This is a genomic window from Providencia sp. wls1914 (assembly GCF_009706645.1).
Classification (GTDB): Bacteria; Pseudomonadota; Gammaproteobacteria; order Enterobacterales; family Enterobacteriaceae; genus Providencia; species Providencia zhijiangensis.
On sequence record NZ_WLUN01000016.1, the window covers coordinates 1,145,499 to 1,167,606 of the forward strand.

The 22,108-nt window shown below is 41.6% G+C and carries 17 protein-coding genes and 3 pseudogenes; 10 read left to right on the forward strand and 10 right to left on the reverse strand.

The window, feature by feature from the left end:
• The first annotated feature begins 48 nt into the window (after nt 1–48).
• Nucleotides 49–675 carry a hypothetical protein gene (locus tag GKR74_RS16160; RefSeq protein WP_154604350.1) on the forward strand — a complete coding sequence of 209 codons (627 nt, stop codon included), beginning with the start codon at nt 49–51 and terminating at the stop codon, nt 673–675.
• Nucleotides 676–745: 70 nt separating this feature from the next.
• Here GKR74_RS16160 and asmA read toward each other — a convergent pair whose 3' ends face one another.
• The 6 genes and pseudogenes from asmA to apbC form a co-directional block, all read right to left on the reverse strand.
• On the reverse strand, nt 746–2,608 hold the full coding sequence (gene asmA / locus GKR74_RS16165) for an outer membrane assembly protein AsmA (RefSeq protein WP_154604351.1): 1,863 nt from the start codon (nt 2,606–2,608) through the stop codon (nt 746–748).
• Nucleotides 2,609–2,720: 112 nt separating this feature from the next.
• Nucleotides 2,721–3,302 (reverse strand): dCTP deaminase, encoded by a 582-nt coding sequence (gene dcd, locus GKR74_RS16170; protein ID WP_154604352.1) that lies wholly within the window; start codon nt 3,300–3,302, stop codon nt 2,721–2,723.
• Between the two features lie 63 nt (nt 3,303–3,365).
• Nucleotides 3,366–4,013: pseudogene (udk, locus tag GKR74_RS16175) on the reverse strand (uridine kinase).
• Between the two features lie 171 nt (nt 4,014–4,184).
• Complete coding sequence (htpX, locus tag GKR74_RS16180) at nt 4,185–5,141, reverse strand: zinc metalloprotease HtpX (RefSeq protein ID WP_154604354.1); 957 nt, start codon at nt 5,139–5,141, stop codon at nt 4,185–4,187.
• Between the two features lie 29 nt (nt 5,142–5,170).
• Nucleotides 5,171–5,731 carry a LemA family protein gene (locus GKR74_RS16185; protein ID WP_006660137.1) on the reverse strand — a complete coding sequence of 187 codons (561 nt, stop codon included), beginning with the start codon at nt 5,729–5,731 and terminating at the stop codon, nt 5,171–5,173.
• Between the two features lie 218 nt (nt 5,732–5,949).
• Entirely contained in the window at nt 5,950–7,062 is a 1,113-nt protein-coding gene (gene apbC, locus GKR74_RS16190) for an iron-sulfur cluster carrier protein ApbC (RefSeq protein ID WP_006662269.1), read from the reverse strand.
• A 238-nt stretch (nt 7,063–7,300) separates the two neighbouring features.
• Here apbC and metG point away from each other — a divergent pair, with 238 nt between their 5' ends.
• From metG to cdd, 4 genes and pseudogenes are all read left to right on the forward strand, one after another.
• Nucleotides 7,301–9,328, forward strand: a complete 2,028-nt coding sequence (gene metG, locus GKR74_RS16195; RefSeq protein ID WP_154604355.1) for a methionine--tRNA ligase — start codon at nt 7,301–7,303, stop codon at nt 9,326–9,328.
• Between the two features lie 168 nt (nt 9,329–9,496).
• A pseudogene (locus GKR74_RS16200) lies at nt 9,497–9,970 on the forward strand (CidA/LrgA family protein).
• A complete protein-coding gene (locus GKR74_RS16205; RefSeq protein WP_036949690.1) occupies nt 9,964–10,659 on the forward strand; it encodes a CidB/LrgB family autolysis modulator in 696 nt (231 codons plus the stop codon). Before GKR74_RS16200 ends, GKR74_RS16205 begins: the two are co-directional and overlap by 7 nt.
• Before the next feature lie 179 nt (nt 10,660–10,838).
• Nucleotides 10,839–11,735 carry a cytidine deaminase gene (gene cdd / locus GKR74_RS16210; RefSeq protein WP_154604357.1) on the forward strand — a complete coding sequence of 299 codons (897 nt, stop codon included), beginning with the start codon at nt 10,839–10,841 and terminating at the stop codon, nt 11,733–11,735.
• Between the two features lie 308 nt (nt 11,736–12,043).
• Here the strand turns inward: cdd and GKR74_RS16215 are convergent, their stop codons facing one another.
• Complete coding sequence (locus tag GKR74_RS16215) at nt 12,044–12,736, reverse strand: hypothetical protein (RefSeq protein WP_154604358.1); 693 nt, start codon at nt 12,734–12,736, stop codon at nt 12,044–12,046.
• Nucleotides 12,737–12,763: 27 nt separating this feature from the next.
• The gene (locus GKR74_RS16220) at nt 12,764–13,360 is read right to left on the reverse strand and encodes a hypothetical protein (protein WP_154604359.1); all 597 of its coding nucleotides are present in this window, start codon (nt 13,358–13,360) and stop codon (nt 12,764–12,766) included.
• Between the two features lie 429 nt (nt 13,361–13,789).
• On the opposite strand from GKR74_RS16220, the gene GKR74_RS16225 reads away from it, so the two are divergent.
• From GKR74_RS16225 to sanA, 4 genes and pseudogenes are all read left to right on the forward strand, one after another.
• Nucleotides 13,790–15,487, forward strand: a complete 1,698-nt coding sequence (locus GKR74_RS16225; protein ID WP_154604360.1) for an NAD-dependent malic enzyme — start codon at nt 13,790–13,792, stop codon at nt 15,485–15,487.
• Between the two features lie 168 nt (nt 15,488–15,655).
• Nucleotides 15,656–16,546: pseudogene (locus GKR74_RS18265) on the forward strand (rhomboid family intramembrane serine protease); the annotation flags it as partial.
• A 294-nt stretch (nt 16,547–16,840) separates the two neighbouring features.
• A complete protein-coding gene (locus GKR74_RS18270) occupies nt 16,841–17,689 on the forward strand; it encodes a YncE family protein (RefSeq protein ID WP_336431354.1) in 849 nt (282 codons plus the stop codon).
• Between the two features lie 202 nt (nt 17,690–17,891).
• Nucleotides 17,892–18,596 carry an outer membrane permeability protein SanA gene (gene sanA / locus GKR74_RS16235; protein WP_036949704.1) on the forward strand — a complete coding sequence of 235 codons (705 nt, stop codon included), beginning with the start codon at nt 17,892–17,894 and terminating at the stop codon, nt 18,594–18,596.
• On the opposite strand, the gene yeiB is transcribed toward sanA, so the two are convergent.
• Both yeiB and folE read right to left on the reverse strand, forming a co-directional pair.
• Nucleotides 18,593–19,774, reverse strand: a complete 1,182-nt coding sequence (yeiB, locus tag GKR74_RS16240) for a DUF418 domain-containing protein YeiB (RefSeq protein ID WP_154604362.1) — start codon at nt 19,772–19,774, stop codon at nt 18,593–18,595. The two genes, sanA and yeiB, sit on opposite strands and share 4 nt — an antisense overlap.
• A 3-nt stretch (nt 19,775–19,777) precedes the next feature.
• Entirely contained in the window at nt 19,778–20,437 is a 660-nt protein-coding gene (gene folE / locus GKR74_RS16245; protein ID WP_036949713.1) for a GTP cyclohydrolase I FolE, read from the reverse strand.
• Nucleotides 20,438–20,863: 426 nt separating this feature from the next.
• Here folE and moeA point away from each other — a divergent pair, with 426 nt between their 5' ends.
• Nucleotides 20,864–22,105, forward strand: a complete 1,242-nt coding sequence (gene moeA, locus GKR74_RS16250) for a molybdopterin molybdotransferase MoeA (RefSeq protein WP_154604363.1) — start codon at nt 20,864–20,866, stop codon at nt 22,103–22,105.
• The last annotated feature ends 3 nt before the right edge of the window (nt 22,106–22,108 follow it).

Consider the following 22,108-nt stretch of genomic DNA (forward strand, 5'->3'; position numbering starts at 1 on the left):
GAATAATTTAAATAGTTTAATAATTAACTTTTAATGAGAGCATCCATCATGAAGGCGATCACAACTAATCATACTCCGGCGGTTCAACTTCGCCGTATGAGTACGACCGACCCTAAAGGCAATGTCACTGAATTTTCACGTTCGGCTAAAAGCGTCAATAATGACTCTACCCCTATGCCTAAATCTATTTTGAAGACGGCGAACTCGACCAGTGATACCTCTTCCCCTAAAAAGGCTAAACATGTAAGAATCATCACCACGGATCAAAAAACCGTTCATTTGAAAGATATCACTAGCCTAAAGAAAGAGATCAATTCAGGCATACAAGAGATCCGTGCCAATATTAAGGCGATTATGTCGAATAGCGCTCGCTGGAACTCACCCTGTGACCTAAGCTCTCAATTCTACAAATTACAAGATAAAGTCACTGAATATCAAGATAAGTTAAATATTTCCAGTTACAACCATCATAAATCTAAGCAAGTTTCAATTAATGAACTGAATAACAAAATTAATGCGACTGCACCGAGTATTGTTAAAGCTGAAGGAAAACTGGGATACATCAATAAGAAGATGGAAGACGCCAACTCTACACAAGGTGTGAAAAGTAATCTTGAGAAAATAACAGAAAAAAACCAAGCACTGAAGGACAGAATAGAGAACGGTTATACCTAATTATCGCCATTAGTGATTAAAAGACCGCCCACATGTTTATATCCATCTATGGGCGGCTCTTTAATGATGACTAAAGCGCATTCAATAAATCATTTAGCCCTTTATTTTCTTCTTTTTTCAAAAAGCTACCAATAGCTTCTTTAGCTTGAGTTCGTAGCTCATTACGCAGTAATTTTTCCACATCCAATTGGTACTGTAAGTTATTCCAACCGCCATAAATACGTAGTGGAATACTCATACTACGTAACTGCTGAACTAAGCGCGAATCCCCTGCCCAGCCACCGAGAATATTTACGCCTAAATTAACATCGATGGTTTCTTTTGGAATATTCACACGCCCCTGCCCAGTAATACTCAGCAGTGAAGACGTTGCTTTAAGAGCGGAAATATTCATATTGCCTTTATTGAGATATCCCGACACAGTGAATAAATCCACTTCGGTAAAGCTGTTGGTATCTGTTGGCATATTGATTTTATTAGTGAAACGGGACACCGATTGTTGGATCAATTGCGGAATATTTAAATCCGCCAACTTAGCGCTGCGTAGTTCAAAATTAACCGGCCCTTGCCACTGATTTTTAACCGCATAATCATCGTAGCCAATACCGGATAATGCGGCATTTAATGAGATAATCCCGCTCAGTTTTTCAGGCATACTAAATGCCTTTAATACCGGAGTAAGATTAATATTATTAAATACAGGTTTTGCCGAAACCTGCGCAGGAATAGCGCTGTAGTTAATGGTGACAGGCAGTGAGAATTGCCCACCGAACGCATTACCCTCTAACTGAGAAATGGTTAAACGTGGTGTTTGGTTATCACCCTTAATTTTTACCCCGGTCATCGACATACCGCGGTAAATCAGCGTATCCATTGAGACATTAAATTGGGCGGTAAACCCGTTCAGCCCCGTTAAATCATACTTCTGCATGTTGGAACCAGAAATCACTGGTTTGACTCCTACACGCTCATTATTACTGACGGTATTTTCTGAAGCTGCACTGACTGTATTTGATTTGCCGGGAGCGGGAGCTTGCCCAATTAACGTATCGAGATTCAAAGTAGGCGAGGATAAATTCACCGTTACATCAGGAATATCGGTTAAATTGATACTGATGGTGCCTGCTAATTGGCTGTCATTTGCCTGAATGGCGAGATTTTCAAGACTAATCTCCCCTGAGTTAGCTTTTGTATACAGGAAATCTGAGGTGATTTTTCCACTAATACCATTTTCTGGTAAATCAACACCACTGAGTTGGTAATCAAATTGCGTGATTTTTCCACTTACCTGCTGAGATAATTTAGATAAATCGATATCTGATTTAATATCAAAATTAAATTCTTGTTGGTTTTTATTTAAATTACCGCTGAATTTCATCGCAACTTGTTTATTATCACTTTTTTTCAGTGATAGATTAATATTGCGTAGGTTGTATTCATCTTTTGATGTTTGCCAGATAACTAAGCTATTCGTGATATCAATTTTACTGATATCGAGTAACCATTGGCTTTTATCTGTTGTGTCAGTAGGTACTTGGCTGCCGCCGGGGGCAACTGGGGTGTTAACCGTCGCAATGGGTTCACTTTCAGGTGTTTTGCGAATGACTGCGCCATCAATGACAATTTGTTCAACAGATAATCGATGGGAGATTAACGGCCATAAATCCACATCTAAGCGCATATTTTCAGCACTTAAAACAGGCTGGCTGGCGTTAGGTGCTGTGACTGAGACTGGGCCAGTAATGATGCTCAGTGTTGGCCATACATGCCAACGCATATCACCTTTGAAATCAAGTTGGTAACCACTTTTTTTCTCAACTTGTTGAACGAGGTAGCCTCTAAAATCATTCGGATTCACTAACATCACTAAAGCTGTTAGCCCCGCTACTACCACCACAAGTAAAATAATCAGCGTCGTTAAAAACCGTTTCATGCATCCCTCTCTTTTACTTTATTTGTCACATCTTTCGCCTGTCATTCCTTGACGCTAGCGATTGCAGACCTCTTCAAACTCCATAGAAGAGGCCGTTCGCTATCTTGCTGTATTAGTCTTGACTAATACGGCTACCAACAGCACCTTGTTGGTTTTTATACTTTGCATCTTGTCGGCTGTTATAAGGTCTGTCTGCACTGCCTGATAGCGGTTCAAAGCTCAGTGCACCAATCACCATGCCTGGACGTAATGCTAAAGGTAACTTACCTGAGTTATAAAACTCTAACACAATTTGACCACGCCAGCCTGGATCAATCCGGTGGGCTGTGACATGAACCATTAGTCCAAGCCTTGCCAGTGAAGAACGCCCATCTAACCAACCAACTAAATTATCGGGTAGTGTGACGGATTCTAGCGTAACCGCCAGAGCCAATTCACCAGGGTGAAGGAAGAAAGGCTCGTCATCTTTAAGAACAATTTCATCGCTCATCACACGGTCTAATGCCGCATTGACTTCATTTTTTGGTCCACTGAGATCAATAAATGCTGCAGTATGTCCACGAAAAACACGAAATTGGTTCCCAAGACGAACATCCGCAGTCGCTCCGTTGATCCGTTCAATCGGTGGACGTGGGCTAATAACAAGTCGACCTTCATCCATCCACTGAATTATATCGCGGTCACAAAGACGCATGATCACTTTCCCCCTTCATTATTTTATATATTCATGGCAGCTTATCGCTGGTGATATTTGATGCTATCAGTCCTGACAGAATTCACCAATTTTCGCTTTCAAAATATCAATCGCCACACGGTTTTTACCGCCACGAGGTACGATAATATCGGCATATTGCTTCGATGGTTCAATAAATTGTAAGAACATTGGACGAACCGTTTTATTGTACTGCTCAATAACCGAGTCTAATGTTCTTCCTCTTTCATTAACATCACGTTTGATACGGCGCATTAAGCAGATATCCAGCGGTGTATCAACAAAAATAGAAAAATCCATCTCTTCGCGTAAACGCTTATCTGTTAATAATAGGATACCTTCAATAATAATGACCTTTTTTGGTTTAAAACTGACGGTTTGCTGTTTGCGAGTATGAGCGACATAGTCATACTGAGGAATTTCGACGGCTTGACCACTTTTCAGTGCTTTGAGATGTTCATAAAGTAAACTGTGATCCATTGAATTTGGATGGTCGTAATTCACTTTGAGTCGTTCTTCCATTGGAATATCTGTTTGATCTTTATAGTAACAGTCTTCTGGAATAACACCGATATTATGATCACCAACCTTTTCTCTTAACTCCCGATATAAGGTGCTTGCAATTAGGCTTTTGCCAGATGCAGAAGCGCCCGATATACCTACAATGGTACAGTGATGCGATGTGTCAGTCATAAAATGGTAACCTGGTTAAAAATTTTAGAAATGAAGTGCATAACATCATAGTGTTATGGTTGGCGGGAATTATAGGGTGTAATGGTGCGCTGTACCAGTCTATCTCGTCAAAGACTGATAAAAAAACGCACCCAATTTTTTATTCTTCAAAGCGCAAGCTTCGCAATAAGTTTAAAACTGTTTACGCCCTTCCAAAGCCGCAATTCGGTTCTCTATGGAAGGATGCGTTGAAAATACAGAATCACCCTTGTTAAAAATATATGCCGCCTGTCTGTATGCCTGTCCGGTGCTTTCATCATCATAATCATGCTTTTGATGATCCCCTGAAATTTTCTTCAAGGCACTTATCATTGCTTGGTTATCAGAAGTTAAATCCACCGCTGCCGCATCCGCCATATATTCACGGGTACGCGATAAATAAAAATAGAGTACTTTGGTAATGATTGGCAACACGATATTCATCAATAATAAAATGGTTTGTGCTTTATTCGCTGAATTATTGCGGCTGCGTCCTGCTGAGCGAATAAACACTTGAGCAAAAACGTTCGTTACCGTCAAAATAACATTCGCTAAAATCCCCACATACAGCGTTAATTTTGAATCACCATGGATAATATGCCCCACTTCATGGGCCATTACCGCTTGAACTTCTTGGCGATTTAGCGTTTGTAATAAACCACGCGTGACGCCGACTAAAGCATTACGAGAATTCCAGCCAGCCGCAAATGCATTAGGTTCGTCAGTATCTAAAATATACAGGCGCGGTACATAACCTAATGTCGCACTTAAGCTCAGCTCTTCCAAAATATTGAATAGCTGTCTTTCTTCCGGGGTTGAAGCCCCTTCTTGGGTGATTTCCTTCGCATTCATTCCTGCAAGCATCAATTTATGCCCAAAGAAATGAATATAAAGTAAACCTAGAAATGTCAGACCAAGAATAATAAAGGTTGCCACAGGCAGTTGTTGTAATGTCGCAAATGCTATCAGGTTCGAGGTAAAATCCATTCTCTCATCTGGATGGGTTGCGGTATCCGCAAGCAAACCTATCACTAGCATCAACACAATATAACTCAACACAACTAACCGAGTACGGATATTGTTTTTACGTATAACGTTTCTAAAATCCATAATAAAACCCTGCCAATGGCAACATCCATTTAATCGAAATTAATACGGCGAGACTCTTCAGTTTTGATGTCTGCTTCGTCTAAACGCCAATATTCTTTATTAATTTTCAAGCTAGGAATAATGCCAACAATTAATGCAGCAGGCATAGAAGCGATATACGCATTATAAGTTTCTAATGAACGGTTATAACCACGTTTAGCAAAAGAGAGTTTATTTTCAGAAGAGACGATCTCTTCTTGTAAATTTGCCATGATCGCATCAGATTTTAGCTCTGGATACGCTTCAACTGCCACATTGATGGCACCGCTACTAACCATTTTGGACAGCGCATCTTCCGCTTCACGAGCTTTATCCCCCGTCGCATTTTGTGCTTGGCTTCTGAGCTCTGTAATTTTAGTGAAGACTTCTGTTTCATGGCTTAAATATTTTTTGACCGTCGCCAGTAAGCTATCAAAAACTTTACCGCGGCGATCTAATTGAACAGAGATCTCAGTTTCGCTAGAAACGACTGCTTCACGTAATGCAACGATGCGGTTATAAAAATAAATAACAATCAGCACCAATACGACAATAAAAATTAAAAATTTCATAATCACCTTTTAGGCATTCGCCAACGGAATAAAGACTGAATTTTCTATATCGTTAATTTTCAGGCTAGGAAATTCACTTATGCGTCATTCTACGCAGCCTACAACAATAAAGGAACAGTTTGAGAATAAATCAGAACAATCAAAGAATCGGATTTTATGGCAATAAAAAAGGCTACTTAGTCATTACTGACCAAATAGCCTTTATCGATGCCATTTAATTACACGGCGCGGAAAGAGATTTCCGTCGGGATCTTATCCCCTTCCCAATACATCAATGCAGAGATATTAGACGCAATTTCGCGATAGATATCAGCGAACTCGCCTTCAGGGTCGCGCATTACGGTTGGCTGACCACGGTCTAAGTCTTCACGTAATGAAATATGCAGCGGAACCTGACCTAGCAGTTTAGTGTTGTATTTCTCAGCCAATTTTTCTGCACCACCGGTACCGAAAATAGGCTCCACATGACCACAATTACTACAAATATGTGCGCTCATGTTTTCAACAACACCCAGCACTGGCACGTTCACTTTTTTGAACATGACAATCCCTTTCATCGCATCTACTAAGGCAATATCTTGCGGGGTGGTCACAACCACTGCACCTGTCACTGGAATATTTTGTGACAGAGTCAGTTGGATATCACCCGTTCCCGGTGGCATATCGATAACGAGATAGTCCAGATCTGGCCATAGCGTATCTTGCAGCATCTGCATCAAAGCTTTACTCGCCATTGGACCACGCCATACCATCGCGTTGTCGTCAGTGACTAAGTAACCAATGGAGTTAGTAGCTAAGCCATACGCCATAATCGGTGCCATGTGCTGACCATCTGGAGACGTTGGGCGCTCCAGTGTCGTTCCCAGCATATTCGGAATTGAAGGACCGTAGATATCCGCGTCGAGGATACCGACTTTTGCGCCTTCTTGCGCTAACGCTAACGCTAAGTTCACGGAAGTACTGGATTTACCCACACCGCCTTTACCTGAACTCACCGCAAGAATATTACGTACACCGTTGATGCCTGGTAAATCATTGGCACGCTTCAGAGTGGTAATATCGTGGCGTAATTTCCATTCTACGGCGTGAGCACCCGTCAATTGCTTTAACTCAGCTGTTTTTTCGCTGATCAGCGTTTGGAATGGGCCTTTCCAGACAAATGGCATAACTAATTCGACATGCAACACATTGTCCAACAGCGCACAACGATGCAATGCTTTGATTGAAATCAGATTGCGCTTGAGAGTTGGGTGTGTAAATGAAGCCAAAACAGTGGAGACTTGTTCAGTCAGCAGTTCTGGTTTGTTCTGCTCGGGGGATTTATCGTTCATCCCGGCTCCTTTATTTTCTTTTTTGTAACTACACATTTTTGACTACGTTGCATGATAGCAGAGAACGAAAAAAATAGTGACCGCCTAGCGAATGAAAAACCACAAACAGTAAAAATTTGTTTCCACCTAGCGTTTTTTCCTAATAATTGCCGATTAATATTTTATTGCCCTAGCGACATTTTTATTGATCGGTTAACATCAAAGACCCTTTATTAATAATGGAAGTAAGAAAGTTACTATGTCTCAAGTCGCGAATAAATTACTGGTAACCTGTGCGTTACCATATGCTAACGGTTCAATCCATCTCGGTCATATTCTGGAGCACATTCAGGCTGATATTTGGGTCCGTTATCAGCGAATGCGCGGCAAAGAGGTTCATTTCATCTGTGCTGACGACGCGCACGGAACACCGATCATGCTAAAAGCTCAGCAATTATGCATCACGCCTGAAGACATGATCGCTGCAATGAACCAAGAGCATCAGGACGATTTTGCAGGCTTCCAGATTAGCTACGATAACTACCACTCAACCCATAGCGAAGAGAACAAACAGTTATCTGAACTGATTTACGGCAAATTAAAAAGCAATGGTTTTATTAAAAACAAAACCATTTCACAGCTTTACGACCCAGAAAAAGGCATGTTCCTGCCAGACCGTTTCGTCAAAGGTACTTGCCCGAAATGTAAAGCGGAAGACCAATACGGCGATAACTGTGAAGTTTGTAGCGCAACCTATAGCCCAACTGACCTGATTAACCCACGCTCAGTGGTTTCAGGTGCAACGCCAGTTATCCGTGAAACTGAACACTTTTTCTTTGATTTACCTGCATTTAGCGACATGCTGCAAGCATGGACTCGCTCTGGCGCACTGCAAGAGCAAGTGGCTAACAAAATGCAAGAATGGTTTGAATCTGGTTTGCAACAGTGGGATATCACCCGTGATTCCCCGTATTTCGGCTTTGAAATTCCAGATGCACCGGGTAAATATTTCTACGTTTGGCTGGATGCGCCAATCGGCTATATGGGCTCGTTTAAAAACCTGTGTGACAAACGCAGCGATTTAAACTTTGATGAATTCTGGAATAAAGATTCTAAAGCGGATCTTTACCACTTTATCGGTAAAGATATCGTCTATTTCCATAGCCTATTCTGGCCAGCCATGTTAGAAGGCAGCAACTACCGTAAACCAACTAACCTGTTTGTTCACGGTTATGTCACCGTTAATGGTGCAAAAATGTCTAAGTCTCGCGGCACATTTATTACCGCTCGCGCTTACTTAGACCATTTCGATGCTGACTGCCTACGTTATTACTATGCAGCGAAACTCTCTTCACGCATCGACGATATCGACTTGAATTTAGAAGATTTCGTACAGCGTGTGAACAGCGATATCGTAAACAAAGTGGTGAACTTAGCATCACGTAACGCAGGCTTTATTGCTAAACGTTTTGCTGGAAAATTATCCGCAAACTTAGCCGAGCCAGAGCTATACCAACAATTTGTTGATGCGGCAAAAGTGATCGGTGACGATTTTACTAACCGTGAATACGGCAAAGCTGTGCGTGAAATTATGGCATTAGCGGATATTGCAAACCGCTATGTGGATGAGAAAGCGCCTTGGGTCGTTGCGAAACAAGAAGGTAAAGACCAAGAGCTGCAAGATATCTGCTCGATGGGCATCAACTTATTCCGCATATTAATGACTTACTTGAAACCAATTCTGCCAAGCTTAACCAAGCGCGTGGAAGAGTTCCTGAAAGTTGAATTAACGTGGGATTCCATCAATACGCCATTACTGAATCACGACGTAGCGCCATTTAAAGCACTATTCAACCGTATCGAATTAGCGAAAGCGGAAGCGATGGTAGAAGCGTCAAAGCAAAGTGCTCAGCCAGCGAAGCAACTGACAGGCCCTCTGGCAGATGACCCAATTCAAGAAACCATCACTTTTGATGATTTCGCTAAAATTGACCTGCGCATTGCGCTGATAAAACAAGCAGAATTTGTTGAAGGTTCAGATAAGCTGCTGAAATTACAGTTAGATATCGGTGGTGAGACTCGCCAAGTATTCTCTGGCATCCGTAGTGCCTACCCAGATCCAAAAGTCTTGGAAGGTCGTTTAACCGTGATGGTGGCAAACCTTGCCCCACGTAAAATGCGCTTTGGTATCTCTGAAGGTATGGTGATGGCAGCAGGCCCTGGTGGTAAAGATATTTACCTACTGAGCCCAGATAATGGTGCACAGCCGGGTATGCAAGTTAAATAAGTCATTGATTGTCGCTCGAAAAATTGAGCAACAAACTTAGGCCATATCAGTACGAAACGGAGCCACTTTAGTGAGCTCCGTTTTTTTATGGGTTTTTATTTGTGATCTCTGGCACAATTTCCAAGTTAATTGTATGATGAATGCCTGTCGAGTAATAGGACAAGTCCCATGTCATTAAAACAAGTATTGAATACCGGATGGCAATATTTGCGAGCCTTCGCAATACTTTACCTCTGCCTGATCATCGGAAATGTGATTTCCAAACTGCTTCCTTTTTCCATTCCCGGCAGTATTGTCGGTATGTTGCTGTTGTTTGTCTTGCTAGCATTGCAAATAGTCCCTGCTCACTGGGCAAAACCTGGATGTAGTATCCTGCTGAAAAACATGACGATTTTATTCGTTCCCATCGGTGTGGGGATTATGAATTATTATGATTTACTCAGCCAACAGATGATCCCGATTGTCGTCTCCTGCATTGCCAGTACATTAATCGTCATGATTGTTGTCGCAGTCAGCTCAAACTATATCCATAAAGAGCGCCCGATTGTGGGTGTGAAGCCTGATGAAGTTCCTCTTCCTCCTGAAGAACCCATATCTTCAACCATCAATAATGATAAAACCAAGGGGAAAGAGTGATGTTAGAACATATTTGGTGGTCACTGCCATTAACTATCGTTGTTTTCTATTTGGCAAGAGCGCTGTCGATCAAGTGCAAATTGCCCATTCTGAACCCATTATTGTTAACTATCGCGATTATTATTCCGTTACTGATCCTGACAAACACCTCTTATGAGCACTATTTTGCGGGCAGTAAAATACTCAATGATTTATTGCAGCCGGCTGTCGTCGCCCTTGCCTTTCCGCTCTACGAGCAAATGCACCAGATTCGGGCGCAATGGAAATCCCTATTTAGTATCTGTTTTGCTGGCAGTATTGTGGCGATGTTTACGGGCGCGACTATTGCACTGTGGCTAGGAGCAACACCGGATATTGCAGGTTCAATATTACCTAAATCAGTGACAACACCGATAGCCATGGCAGTTGCCGATTCAGTCGGAGGCATCCCAGCAATTAGTGCAGCTTGCGTCCTTTTTGTCGGGATTTTAGGGGCGATGTTCGGTCATAGCCTATTTGATGTTTTACGTATTCGCACCCACGCATCGCGAGGTTTGGCGATGGGTACCGCTTCTCACGCCTTGGGAACAGCACGTTGCGCGGAAGTTAACTATATTGAAGGGGCTTACAGTTCATTAGCATTAATGACCTGCGGGGTAATCACTTCGTTGATTGCACCTTTTATCTTCCCTGTCATTCTTCACTTATTTAGCTAAACTGAATCAATAAGAGAGGTCATGTACCTCTCTTATGCAAATTTCAGTGTAAAAACTTGAGATACATCTCTCATTTAATGAATTTGTTTCATTGATTGCATTCATGAAGTGATCGCGATCACATCCAATCCCCCTATTAATTGAATAGAATGAAAACAATTAAATAGGGAGGGTTACTTATGCATTCAAGATTCAAGGCCGCTTGGGCCGAACTTCCAGAAAAGTTACAGTCTGTCCTAAAGCCTATTATGGACAAACCTGATTTCTCAGCCATGTTAACCGCTGAGCAAGTAAAGCAAATTAAAGCTGAGAGTGGATGCACGGACAGCGAACTCGCTTTTTCATTATTGCCTTTCGCAGCGGCTTACGCTGTTACACCAATTTCTCGCTTTAATGTAGGCGCAATCGCTTGCGGTATCAGCGGTAATCTCTATTTCGGCGCAAATATGGAATTTAACCATGTTTCGATTGGTCAAACTATCCATGCTGAACAATGTGCCATTACCCATGCGTGGTTAAAAGGCGAAAAGCAATTAACCTCCATTACCGTCAACTACACGCCTTGCGGTCACTGCCGACAATTTATGAATGAGCTGCGTGAAGGCGGTAAGATTATGGTGCATTTACCAAAACGCCAAGCAGCTACACTTCATGAATATTTACCCGATTCATTTGGTCCATCAGACCTGAATATCACCACATTACTGCTTGATAGCGTGGATCATGGTTATCAAAATCAAAGCCGCGATAGACTGCTATCTGCTGCGGTTGAAGCGGCAAACCAATCTCATGCACCCTACAGTGAATCTCATTCTGGTATTGCCGTGCAGTTAAAAGATGGCTCATTGTTTACAGGCCGTTACGCGGAAAACGCTGCGTTTAACCCGAGCTTACCGCCATTACAAGCGGCGCTAATTATGGTGAATTTAGCGGGTAAAGATATTCACGCCATCGAACAAGCGGTATTAGTAGAAAAACAAAATGCAACGGTGCAGCAGTGGTGTACTACGGAAAATACCTTGCACGCATTAGGTTGCCAAAAAGTGGAACGTGTTTATTTGGATGAATCCATTTAAATACTATTTCATTTAAACCATTTTTAATTGAAAAAATTAAATATTCAAAATTAAGACGGCGGTTATTGTGAGTTTATTAACTTCAATAACCGCCGTTTTTTATTCAGATAATGTTCATATACTAGAAGAGTTTTTGAGAAAATTATTTGATAGCGGTACATCACTATTACCTCTGCTCGCTAGATACTGATACATCTCCTTTGGGCTTTTATCTTCCCTTAATAGTTTTTTAATCGTAATAAGATCATTTTTTTGTAAACACTCTACTTGCACTGTATCTTGTATTATTTGACATTAAAAATCCTTTTCTATTTAAGATGAATTATTACAAAACTTTTTGATTTTAATAAGATTTTCCTCCACTGATGCATTTGATTCCACTTTATATTTACTTGAATAGAAGCATCAATTTCCGGAATGCGTGAATTAATATCACAAAAGTAATATTCACTTTTTATTTGAACCCAACTACAACGAATAATACTCGTTACTTCATTTTTATTTTCGGACCAATAAACCCTCCTTTTTTTTATATAAGGCTCAATTTCATCCTTCATTAAAATCTTATCTTCCTGTTCAACGAAATATAAATCAAGCTCATCATCATAATAAACACCACTTCTTTTACCAAAAAAATCTTCATTAATTGAATTATCTCTAAACATGTTCATTGACGCTGTATTATCCGTCATTGGTGTCACCGATATGCGTATCTCCTTTTCATTTTGATCTGATTTCATTCTATCGACGGGGTGCATTTCCGGCCATGTCATACGTAAAGGTAATATTGTAAAATTAGCATCACACCCTTTTTTATTTTTGACTGATCTACGGTCAAAATAACTGTACCCCTCATATTCAGCGATAAAATCAACATAATTCCTAGTTACTTCAACAATATTCCCATTAAACCTCCCACAAACAAAACCGGGGCGATTATCTGCCATTGATAGAGTTGAAATTAACAAGATAAATATAGAAAAAATAAATTTTATTTTCATATTTAAATCCCAATTTAGACTGGATATTTATTTTTTATGATAAAAACCTTCATCTACCTTTTTTAGCGTTTTTTCTATCTCAATAACTAAAGGGACTTTTCTCATTCTATTTAACCATCGTTGGCTTTTTTCACGCTTTTCCGCATTTTTGCTTTGTGCTTCTGATTTCATTTTTAGCCATAGATTAATAAACACTTTCGCCTCTTGCTTTCCTTGGTTTCCAGACATTAAATCTAACACTTCACCCCAAAGCTTATCTCTATCCACCTCATTTAAAACATCATAGATATCAGCAAAAAACCAAGCATCATAGGGTATTCCTGATGCTTCATGCCCATTTTCATGAATAACAACAGCTTCATGGAATTTAATATCTTCCGTTCTAGGATTATTATTTCCGTTTAATTCGAACCAATTTTTCAAAAAATTTGCATATGCTAAAGACAATTCGTATTTATATTTCTCTCGTTTTTCTTGTGATAATGGCTGATTATATTCTTCCATAGTCACTCTCATATATTCATGAACAATTAATTTAAACATGCTTTGATTATTATCTTTAGGCTCTATACTTTGAGCTTGAAAGGAGAAAATTAAAAATATAAATACAAGATATTTTTTCATAAACACCACCACTGATTAATTATTTAGGTAAGAAACAAAACCTAAATGAATTAAAAACATGCGGCAATATATGATATATAAAAATATATTTAGCAGGATAAGCATCTAGCGGCCAACCACGCCATTAGCATTAATCCCTCACCTAACAGTTAAATAAATTTAATCTATAACAAAATGACATACTACGTTGAAAAGATTGATATCCTGATAAAAGCATCGGCGAACTTAAATAAGCGTGATCCACTCGTTGTAATGGTAAAACAAATCCCGCCTAAAATTCCCTTCGGTGAATAATTTCCTTATCATATAAACCATAATATTCAGTAAAAAATTTAACTGTTTTGTAGCATTATTTACTGTACATATTTTTTGTTTAGCTTAGGATCTAACCTGACTGTTGCTTACTAATCGTCCGAAGAGTGATATTTCATGGAACATGAACACGAAACAAAACGTCCCCTATACATTCCTTACGCTGGTCCAATCTTACTCGAATTTCCTTTACTGAATAAAGGAAGCGCTTTTACAGAAGAAGAACGCGCTAATTTCAACCTGTATGGTTTACTGCCTGAACAAGTTGAAACTATTGAAGAACAAGTTGAACGTGCTTATCGCCAATTAATTGATTTTAAAACAGATATTGATAAGCATATCTACCTGCGTAATATTCAAGACACCAACGAAACCCTATTTTATCGCCTGATTGATGCACACTTAACCGAAGTGATGCCGCTCATTTACACGCCAACTGTGGGTGAAGCTTGCGAACATTTCTCTGATATCTATCGCCGTGCGCGTGGTTTGTTTATCTCTTATCCAAACCGTGAATACATCGATGACATGCTGCAAAACGCCACTAAACAAAACGTAAAAGTTATCGTTGTGACAGATGGCGAACGTATTCTTGGTTTAGGTGACCAAGGTATCGGTGGTATGGGTATTCCAATCGGTAAACTATCTCTGTATACCGCCTGTGGTGGTATTAGCCCTGCGTATACTTTACCAGTTGTTATTGATGTGGGTACCAACAACCCACAACGCCTGAATGACCCTCTGTACATGGGTTGGCGTCATCCACGTATTACGGGCGAAGAATACGATGAATTCCTTGAAGAATTTATCCAAGCCGTAAAACGCCGCTGGCCAAATGTGCTGCTGCAATTTGAAGACTTTGCACAAAAGAATGCGATGCCATTATTAAATCGCTATCGCGACGAGCTGTGCTGCTTCAACGATGATATTCAAGGTACCGCTTCCGTGACTCTGGGTAGCTTAATTGCCGCTAGCCATGCAGCAGGCAGCAAACTGAGCGACCAACGCGTCACATTCTTAGGCGCAGGTTCGGCAGGCTGTGGTATCGCAGAACAAATTATTGCTCAGATGAAATCAGAAGGTTTAAGCGATGAAGAAGCACGTGCACGCATCTACATGGTTGACCGTTTCGGATTACTGACCGACAAACTGCCAAACTTGCTGGATTTCCAAAGCAAATTGACGCAAAACAGCGCTAACTTGCAAGATTGGGATGTCAACAGTGACTCTATTTCACTGTTAGATGTTGTGCGCAATGCGAAACCAACTGTGCTGATTGGTGTTTCTGGTCAAGCGGGTCTATTCACCGAAGAGATCATTAAAGAGATGCACAAGCACTGCCCTCGCCCAATCGTGATGCCATTATCTAACCCGACATCTCGTGTTGAAGCGCGCCCAGAAGATATTATCAACTGGACTGAAGGCCAGGCATTAGTGGCAACAGGTAGCCCATTCCCACCAGTAGCTTATAAAGACAAAGTCTTTGCTATTGCACAATGCAACAACTCCTATATCTTCCCTGGTATTGGTTTAGGCGTGATTGCATCTGGAGCGAAACGTGTGACTGATGGCATGTTGATGGCGGCAAGCCGTGCATTAGCAAGCTGCTCACCACTGGCACAAAAGGGTGAAGGTCCTCTATTACCACTGTTATCTGAGATCCAAGAAGTCTCCCGCGTGATAGCAAAACAAGTGGCTAAAGAAGCGCAAGTTCAAGGCGTGGCGACCATGACATCAGATAGCGCATTAGATGAAGCGATTGAGCACAATTTCTGGAAACCAGAATATCGTGTCTATAAACGCACCTCATTCTAATTAATTGTTTTTGCTAAATTAAAGAGCACTTCGGTGCTCTTTTTTTGTTTTCTCTTTTTTCTGTATTTCAACATTGTCTGAAAGTATCCCGTTTCTATAACTTGCGATTGAGATAGCCACCAGAGTTATTTAAGATGCAAACATAACCTGTTTACATAGGATCCGCTCATGTCAGAGCCAACCATACCTGAATCAACGCCGCCTGAATCAGCGCCGAAAAAAAACACGCGTAAATTTTCCCTATGGGCGATAGCACTCACGCTATTTATTGCGATTCTTAATATTGGTGTTTATTTTTATCAAATTAACTTTGCTGCCCCACTTGAATCTCAGGAATACAATTTGTTGCTCTTCGGGGCAAGCGTCTATCAACTTTCTCTCACCGGTGATTGGTGGCGTTATCCTATAAGCATAGTGCTACATTCTGGATGGTTACATTTAGGGCTAAATACCCTTGCCTTACTGGTTATTGGTATTGAATGTGAACGTGCTTTTGGCAAATTTCGTTACCTTGCTATCTACCTATTTGCAGGGATTGTTGGGTCATTTGTCAGTGCAGCTTGGCAATATCAAGAAGCCTTAAATAGCGCAATGCGTCGCTTTGATATGATGTCATGGAGTAGCCTGCTGCAAAATGATAATACCGTCTATATCACAGTCAGTTTGGGCGCTTCTGGGGCGATTATGGGTCTCGCTGCCGCATCCGTAATTGACCTTTTAAAACAGCTCAATAACCCTGACCTCACTAAAGACGCTCGCGATACCCTTAAGCGCCCGCTCTATAATATTATTGCCATGATTGCATTAACCTTAATTAATGGGATGCAATCGGAGGTAGATAATGCAGCTCATATTGGTGGCGCGCTTGCAGGTACTGTTATTGGGTTTGCTTTCGTTCTTATTCCTGCCAAAAAATACGTATTAGATTTACTCGTCGTGTTAATCATGGGGGGTATTTTAGCGCTCGTTATCCACCAGCAATCATTTTCGACCGATGAAGATCTTGTTGCTGAGCGTGAATTTATCTACCAAGAACTGGATAAAGAGCTTAACTCAGCCAAAGCAGAGCAAGCTAAGCGAGTGATGGAAAAAACTGCCGAAAAGGAGCTTGCATCACTTCCCGCAGCACAATCTGAAGAGCAAGTTGCTGGTATTCAAGTTCAAGCCCCTCAATTAATTGAACCAAGCTTTATTCTCAGTGATGATGCCCACCAGCGAGTCTTTATCACGGATGAAGAAGCCAACCTGGTTAGTGCTTACTCTTCTGCTAATGGTGATTGGAAACTACTATTTACTATCCAGCTTCCATTACCTAAAAATGAAACGGGTTGCAGCTCTAATCGCTGCCGTGGAATGGGTGCCTATGGGGCTTCGCTCAGCACCGATGGAAAGAAACTGTATGTTGCTTCACTTCAACCAAATAGCGTCAGTGTGATTGATATCGACACGCAAAAAGTGGAAGCTAATATTGAAACCAACTTTTTCCCACGCCAAATTTATGTGATGAAAAATAGCCCTCGCGCATTTGTCACAAGCGGAGTAGAAAACAGTATCGCAGTGATTAACCTTGCCAATAATACTGTCGAGAAAAAACTCACCTTCCCTGATAGCCAAGAATATCAAGGTGCTTTCGGCGTTCAGATGCCAGCCGCGCTTTCCCCCGATGGAAAACATCTAGCGCTGTATGACAATGTCACCCAAGCTGCCTATCTGTTAGATACTCAAACACTTACGTTTAGTGAAAAACCTTGGTTTACGGTAGAGAATTATTATGACTCTGTTAGAGAGTTTTATTTCACACCAGATAGCCAATCCATCTGGATGGTGACAGATACTCGCTTTGTTTTCGCTCATGTCACAGCACCAACCTCACCTATCACGGAATATCATTGGTGTGGAAATAATAGCGATATACAGTATGGTCGATATGGCATCAATACGGCATTAACACAAGCTTACTATTTGCCACAATATCCTAGTGAGGCCCAAGTTCCGCTGGTCACCACCAGCCTCAAGACATTGAATATCCATAATGTTCTGCCGATCCCAACAAACGGCGACTATATTCAAGGGATCGCTGAAACGGAGAACGCTTGGGTGGTGACTTATCCAAAATCATTTTATGTGGTTGATAAACAAAAATCCGTCGATAGGAATACTATTAGCCCATTACTCTGTTTTGGTGGAACACCAAACGAATAAACCAATATACGGCATCTTATTGTTTTTCAATTCGATACCATTACCTTATACGATATTGTCTTAGACGATATCGTCAACCGAAACATTATGAGCCATATTGACACGATTTTACGTTACGCGACTTGCGTCACGAAATTAAGTCAAGTAGCCTATTAATTGTTACCATTAATTATTATAGGCATTAATTATTCAAGGCGAGGACATGAGGAAACGTCTGCTTTATGGTCTATTAATACTGGCAGGGATAGCTTTCGCCACTGTTATTTTACTCGACCGCTGGATCAGTTGGGAAACCGCGCCCTATATCTATGAAGATGTAGAGCAACTGCCTGCCCGCGATGTTGGGATGGTTCTCGGCACATCGAAATATTATGCCTCCGGTGCCACTAACCTCTATTATACCTATCGAATTAAAGGTGCTGCGGATGCCTATCACAGCGGCAAAGTGAAGTACTTACTCCTGAGTGGTGACAACGGCGCGCACAATTACAATGAGCCTATCGCCATGCGTAAAGACCTCATCAAAGCTGGCGTACCCGCTTCAAAAATTGTGCTCGACTTTGCTGGTTTTAGAACCTTAGACTCCGTGGTTCGTACGAAAAAAGTGTTCGATACCGATAACTTCACCATTATCACCCAGCGTTTTCATTGTGAAAGAGCGCTATTCATTGCTAAGCACAAAGGGATTGATGCCCAATGTTTAGCGGTACCGACGCCAGAAGGTATGTTTAAAGTGCGGATACGTGAAGTGTTTGCCCGTTTAGGTGCACTTGCCGATCTCTATATTCTCCAGCGTGAACCTAAATTTTTAGGGGAGCAAGAATCCATTCCTGCTCCAATAAAAATGCCTGATGGCACAAAGGGCTACCCTGCAGTAACCCCCGATGAGCTAAACAAACTCAATTAATCTTCGGATGGTGAATGGCGATTTAAAAGATAAAACAGCTTGTCTGTCAGTTGTCGCCAACACCATTCCACAGGCCCTTGCTTAAAGAAGCTCAACCAGCAATAAGAAAACAGTAAATTGGCACACCAAATGGGTGGAATGAACGCTAACAGTTCCACTCGGGTAAACTGATAAAAATAGCCCAAATGGTAAAAAATGGTGGTACAAATCAGTGTTTGAAGTAAGTAATTACTCAGTGCCATCCGCCCTACATTTTGTAATGCTTTCGCGAGCACACTTCGGCTCAATGCCCCCCAAAACCCATACACTAACGCAATATAGCCCAAAGACTGAAACGGCACCGATAGCTCATTAATGATATAACCAACAATCGAGGTATCAAAGTAACGCCAACCGAAAAGACTTTGAACATAGAGAGCCACGGACTGAATCGCTACCGCTGGGAGAATGAATATAATGGCTATTCGGCGATAATGCTGCTCGGTAAACTGCCCTTTTAGCCAACCATTTTTCAGTAACAGCGCTCCAAGGATCATCATTGCAACCAGTTGCCAGCCATACTGGATCACCAGCAACTCAACCATCATCGCCACTTCACCCGCGCGATATGCTACCCCTGTCATTCCGCCAATGCGATGTTGCCAAGCATCAAGAAACGCTTGGTCTGCTGTGATCTGCCAAAAACTGGTATCCACCACATTACTGCCAATGGCAAATAGAATAACCAAACCAATCAAATAGATAGAAATGGCAATTTTAAACAAGGTGGAAACTGCATAGTGCGGCAGCACCATTATCGCAATCAGCCCCGTCAAGGAATAGGCGAGAAGAATATCCCCATCCCAAAAACCAATTCCATGAATCAATCCAATAATCGCTAAAACAATCAGTCGGCTACGTTGCCACAATATTGCGCGATAACTTAGTAAGCCTAATGTAGCGCCAAAAAGTAGGGAAAAAATACCCAGAAACTTCCCTTGAAAGAAAAGATTAAAAAACACCCAAACCGCCGCATCAGAGGATGATACTTCAGGGGTGTAGTAGGGATTAAGATAGGCCGCTTGTGGCAATGCAAATCCAAAGATATTCAGCAATAAAATACCGAGGATGGCAATGCCACGTACTGTATCAAGTTGCCCGATACGGCTTTTAGGGGCAACTGAAACGGTAGAGGTCATAAATTAGAGATGGCGAACCGCACGTAAGAATTCTTGACGTGTGTTTTGGCTAGACTTGAACAGCCCACCTAATGATGTAGTGGTCGTTGCACTCGTCGCATCACGTATACCACGGGCTTTCACACAGTAGTGAACTGCATCAATAGAAACCGCGACATTCATGGTGCCTAGCAACGTTTGCAAAGCCACTAAAATTTGCTGAGTTAAACGTTCTTGAACTTGTGGACGCTGTGAGAAAAACTGCACAATACGGTTAATTTTCGATAAACCAATCACTTTGTCTTTAGGGATATATGCCACAATCGCTTTACCGTCGATCGTCACAAAGTGATGCTCACACGTACTGGTCAGAGTAATATCACGCACAGTGACCATTTCATCCACATTCATTTTATTTTCAATTAATGTGATTTTTGGGAAGTTTGCGTAGTCAAGACCTGAAAAAATCTCATCCACATACATTTTTGCGATACGGCGCGGGGTATCAGCCAAGCTATCATCGGTTAAATCTAAGTTCAGCAACTTCATAATTTCGGTCATATGCCCTTCAATCAGTTGCTTACGATCCTCTCCGGATTTTGGCTGGATACGTAACGGGGTTTCAAGCCCTCTGGCTTCCAAAGCAGCATGAACTAATTCGGCCTCTTTACTCAGAGATGACATAGGATCCTCCACAGATGGTATAACGCTATTTTTATAAAAATGCAGGTGTGCGCGGTACTCTAAAGCAGCAAGTGCAGATAATCCAGTAATACATCTATCAACAGCATGAAATATTTGCAGGTTATCGCGCGACTCGATCCAGAATACTCCTTGCAATTTAAATAACTATTTCATTATTTAAATGCGATTAATAACATGCTTTATTTTATCCTTTTTAATAGACCTGTTTTAGCAAAAATCGTGTTATTTAATCGTGAGTTTATTAAAACAACGCAATGCGTGACTCAAATGACACAAACTATCCACTCAAAAGCTATCAGTAATCAATTTCTATTCATTCACCCAATGCGCTATATCTGACATAATACCGCCAACAATTTATTTTAAGCCTCGAAGGCCAATAACAAGATTAAGGGGTAACGATTTATGGACCAGTGTCATACTAACGGTTTGATTTCACTAGAGCTTGCATTAGAAAAATTACTTTCAAACACCACAACGGTCACTAGCACTGAAATCATCCCATTAACTGAGTCTGCCCAACGTATTATTGCCGAAGACCTCATATCTCCTATAAATGTCCCACCGTTCGATAACTCCGCGATGGATGGTTATGGTTTTCGCTTTGCTGATTGGGATGGAAAAACCCCGATGCCCGTCGCTGGAAAGTCCTTTGCCGGCAACCCAATGGAAGGGAAGTTACCCGCAGGTAGTTGCGTACGTATCATGACGGGAGCGCCTATCCCAGAAGGCGTTGATACCGTTGTCATGCAAGAAGCAACAGAGCAAACTGACCAAGGAATTATTTTTACGGAAAGCGTCAAGCAAGGAAACAATATCCGTAAAGCTGGCGAAGATATTGCCCAAGGTAGCGCGGTATTTCCAGCGGGAACCTTATTGTCCACCGCACAGCTTCCATTGATAGCGTCTCTCGGAATTGCGAATGTTACTGTCCAGCGCCGTTTGAAAGTTGCCGTGTTCTCAACCGGCGATGAACTTCAAGCGGTAGGCGAACCTCTGGCTGAAGGTCAAATTTATGACACCAACCGTTTTGCCGTTCGCTTAATGTTAGAAAAACTCAATTGTGAAGTGCTGGATTTCGGCGTGATCCCCGACTCACCCGAAAAACTCAAGCAAACCTTTATCGAAGCTAACCAATGTGCTGATTTAGTTATCAGCAGCGGCGGCGTCTCTGTCGGTGAAGCGGATTACACCAAACAAATTTTGGATGAACTGGGCGAGATTGGCTTTTGGAAATTAGCCATCAAGCCAGGTAAACCTTTTGCATTCGGCAAGCTAAGTTCAGCATGGTTCTGTGGCTTACCGGGTAATCCTGTCTCTGCCGCACTGACTTTCTATCAGTTAGTTCAGCCATTAATTGCTCGTCTCGGTGGTCATAGCCAATGGAAAGCCCCTGTCCGCTTCAAAGTACCTGTCACTACACCGCTGAAAAAATCTCCGGGACGCCTTGATTTCCAACGAGGTATTTTAAGCGTCGATGAACAAGGCCAACTACAAGTGGCGACTACTGGGCACCAAGGCTCACATGTTTTCAGTTCTTTTAGCCAAGCAAACTGCTTTATCGTATTAGAACGCGAGCGTGGGAAAATCGCGGCAGGCGAAATGGTTGATGTGGAAATGTTCAATTACTTATTAAAAAGTGAGTAAAAC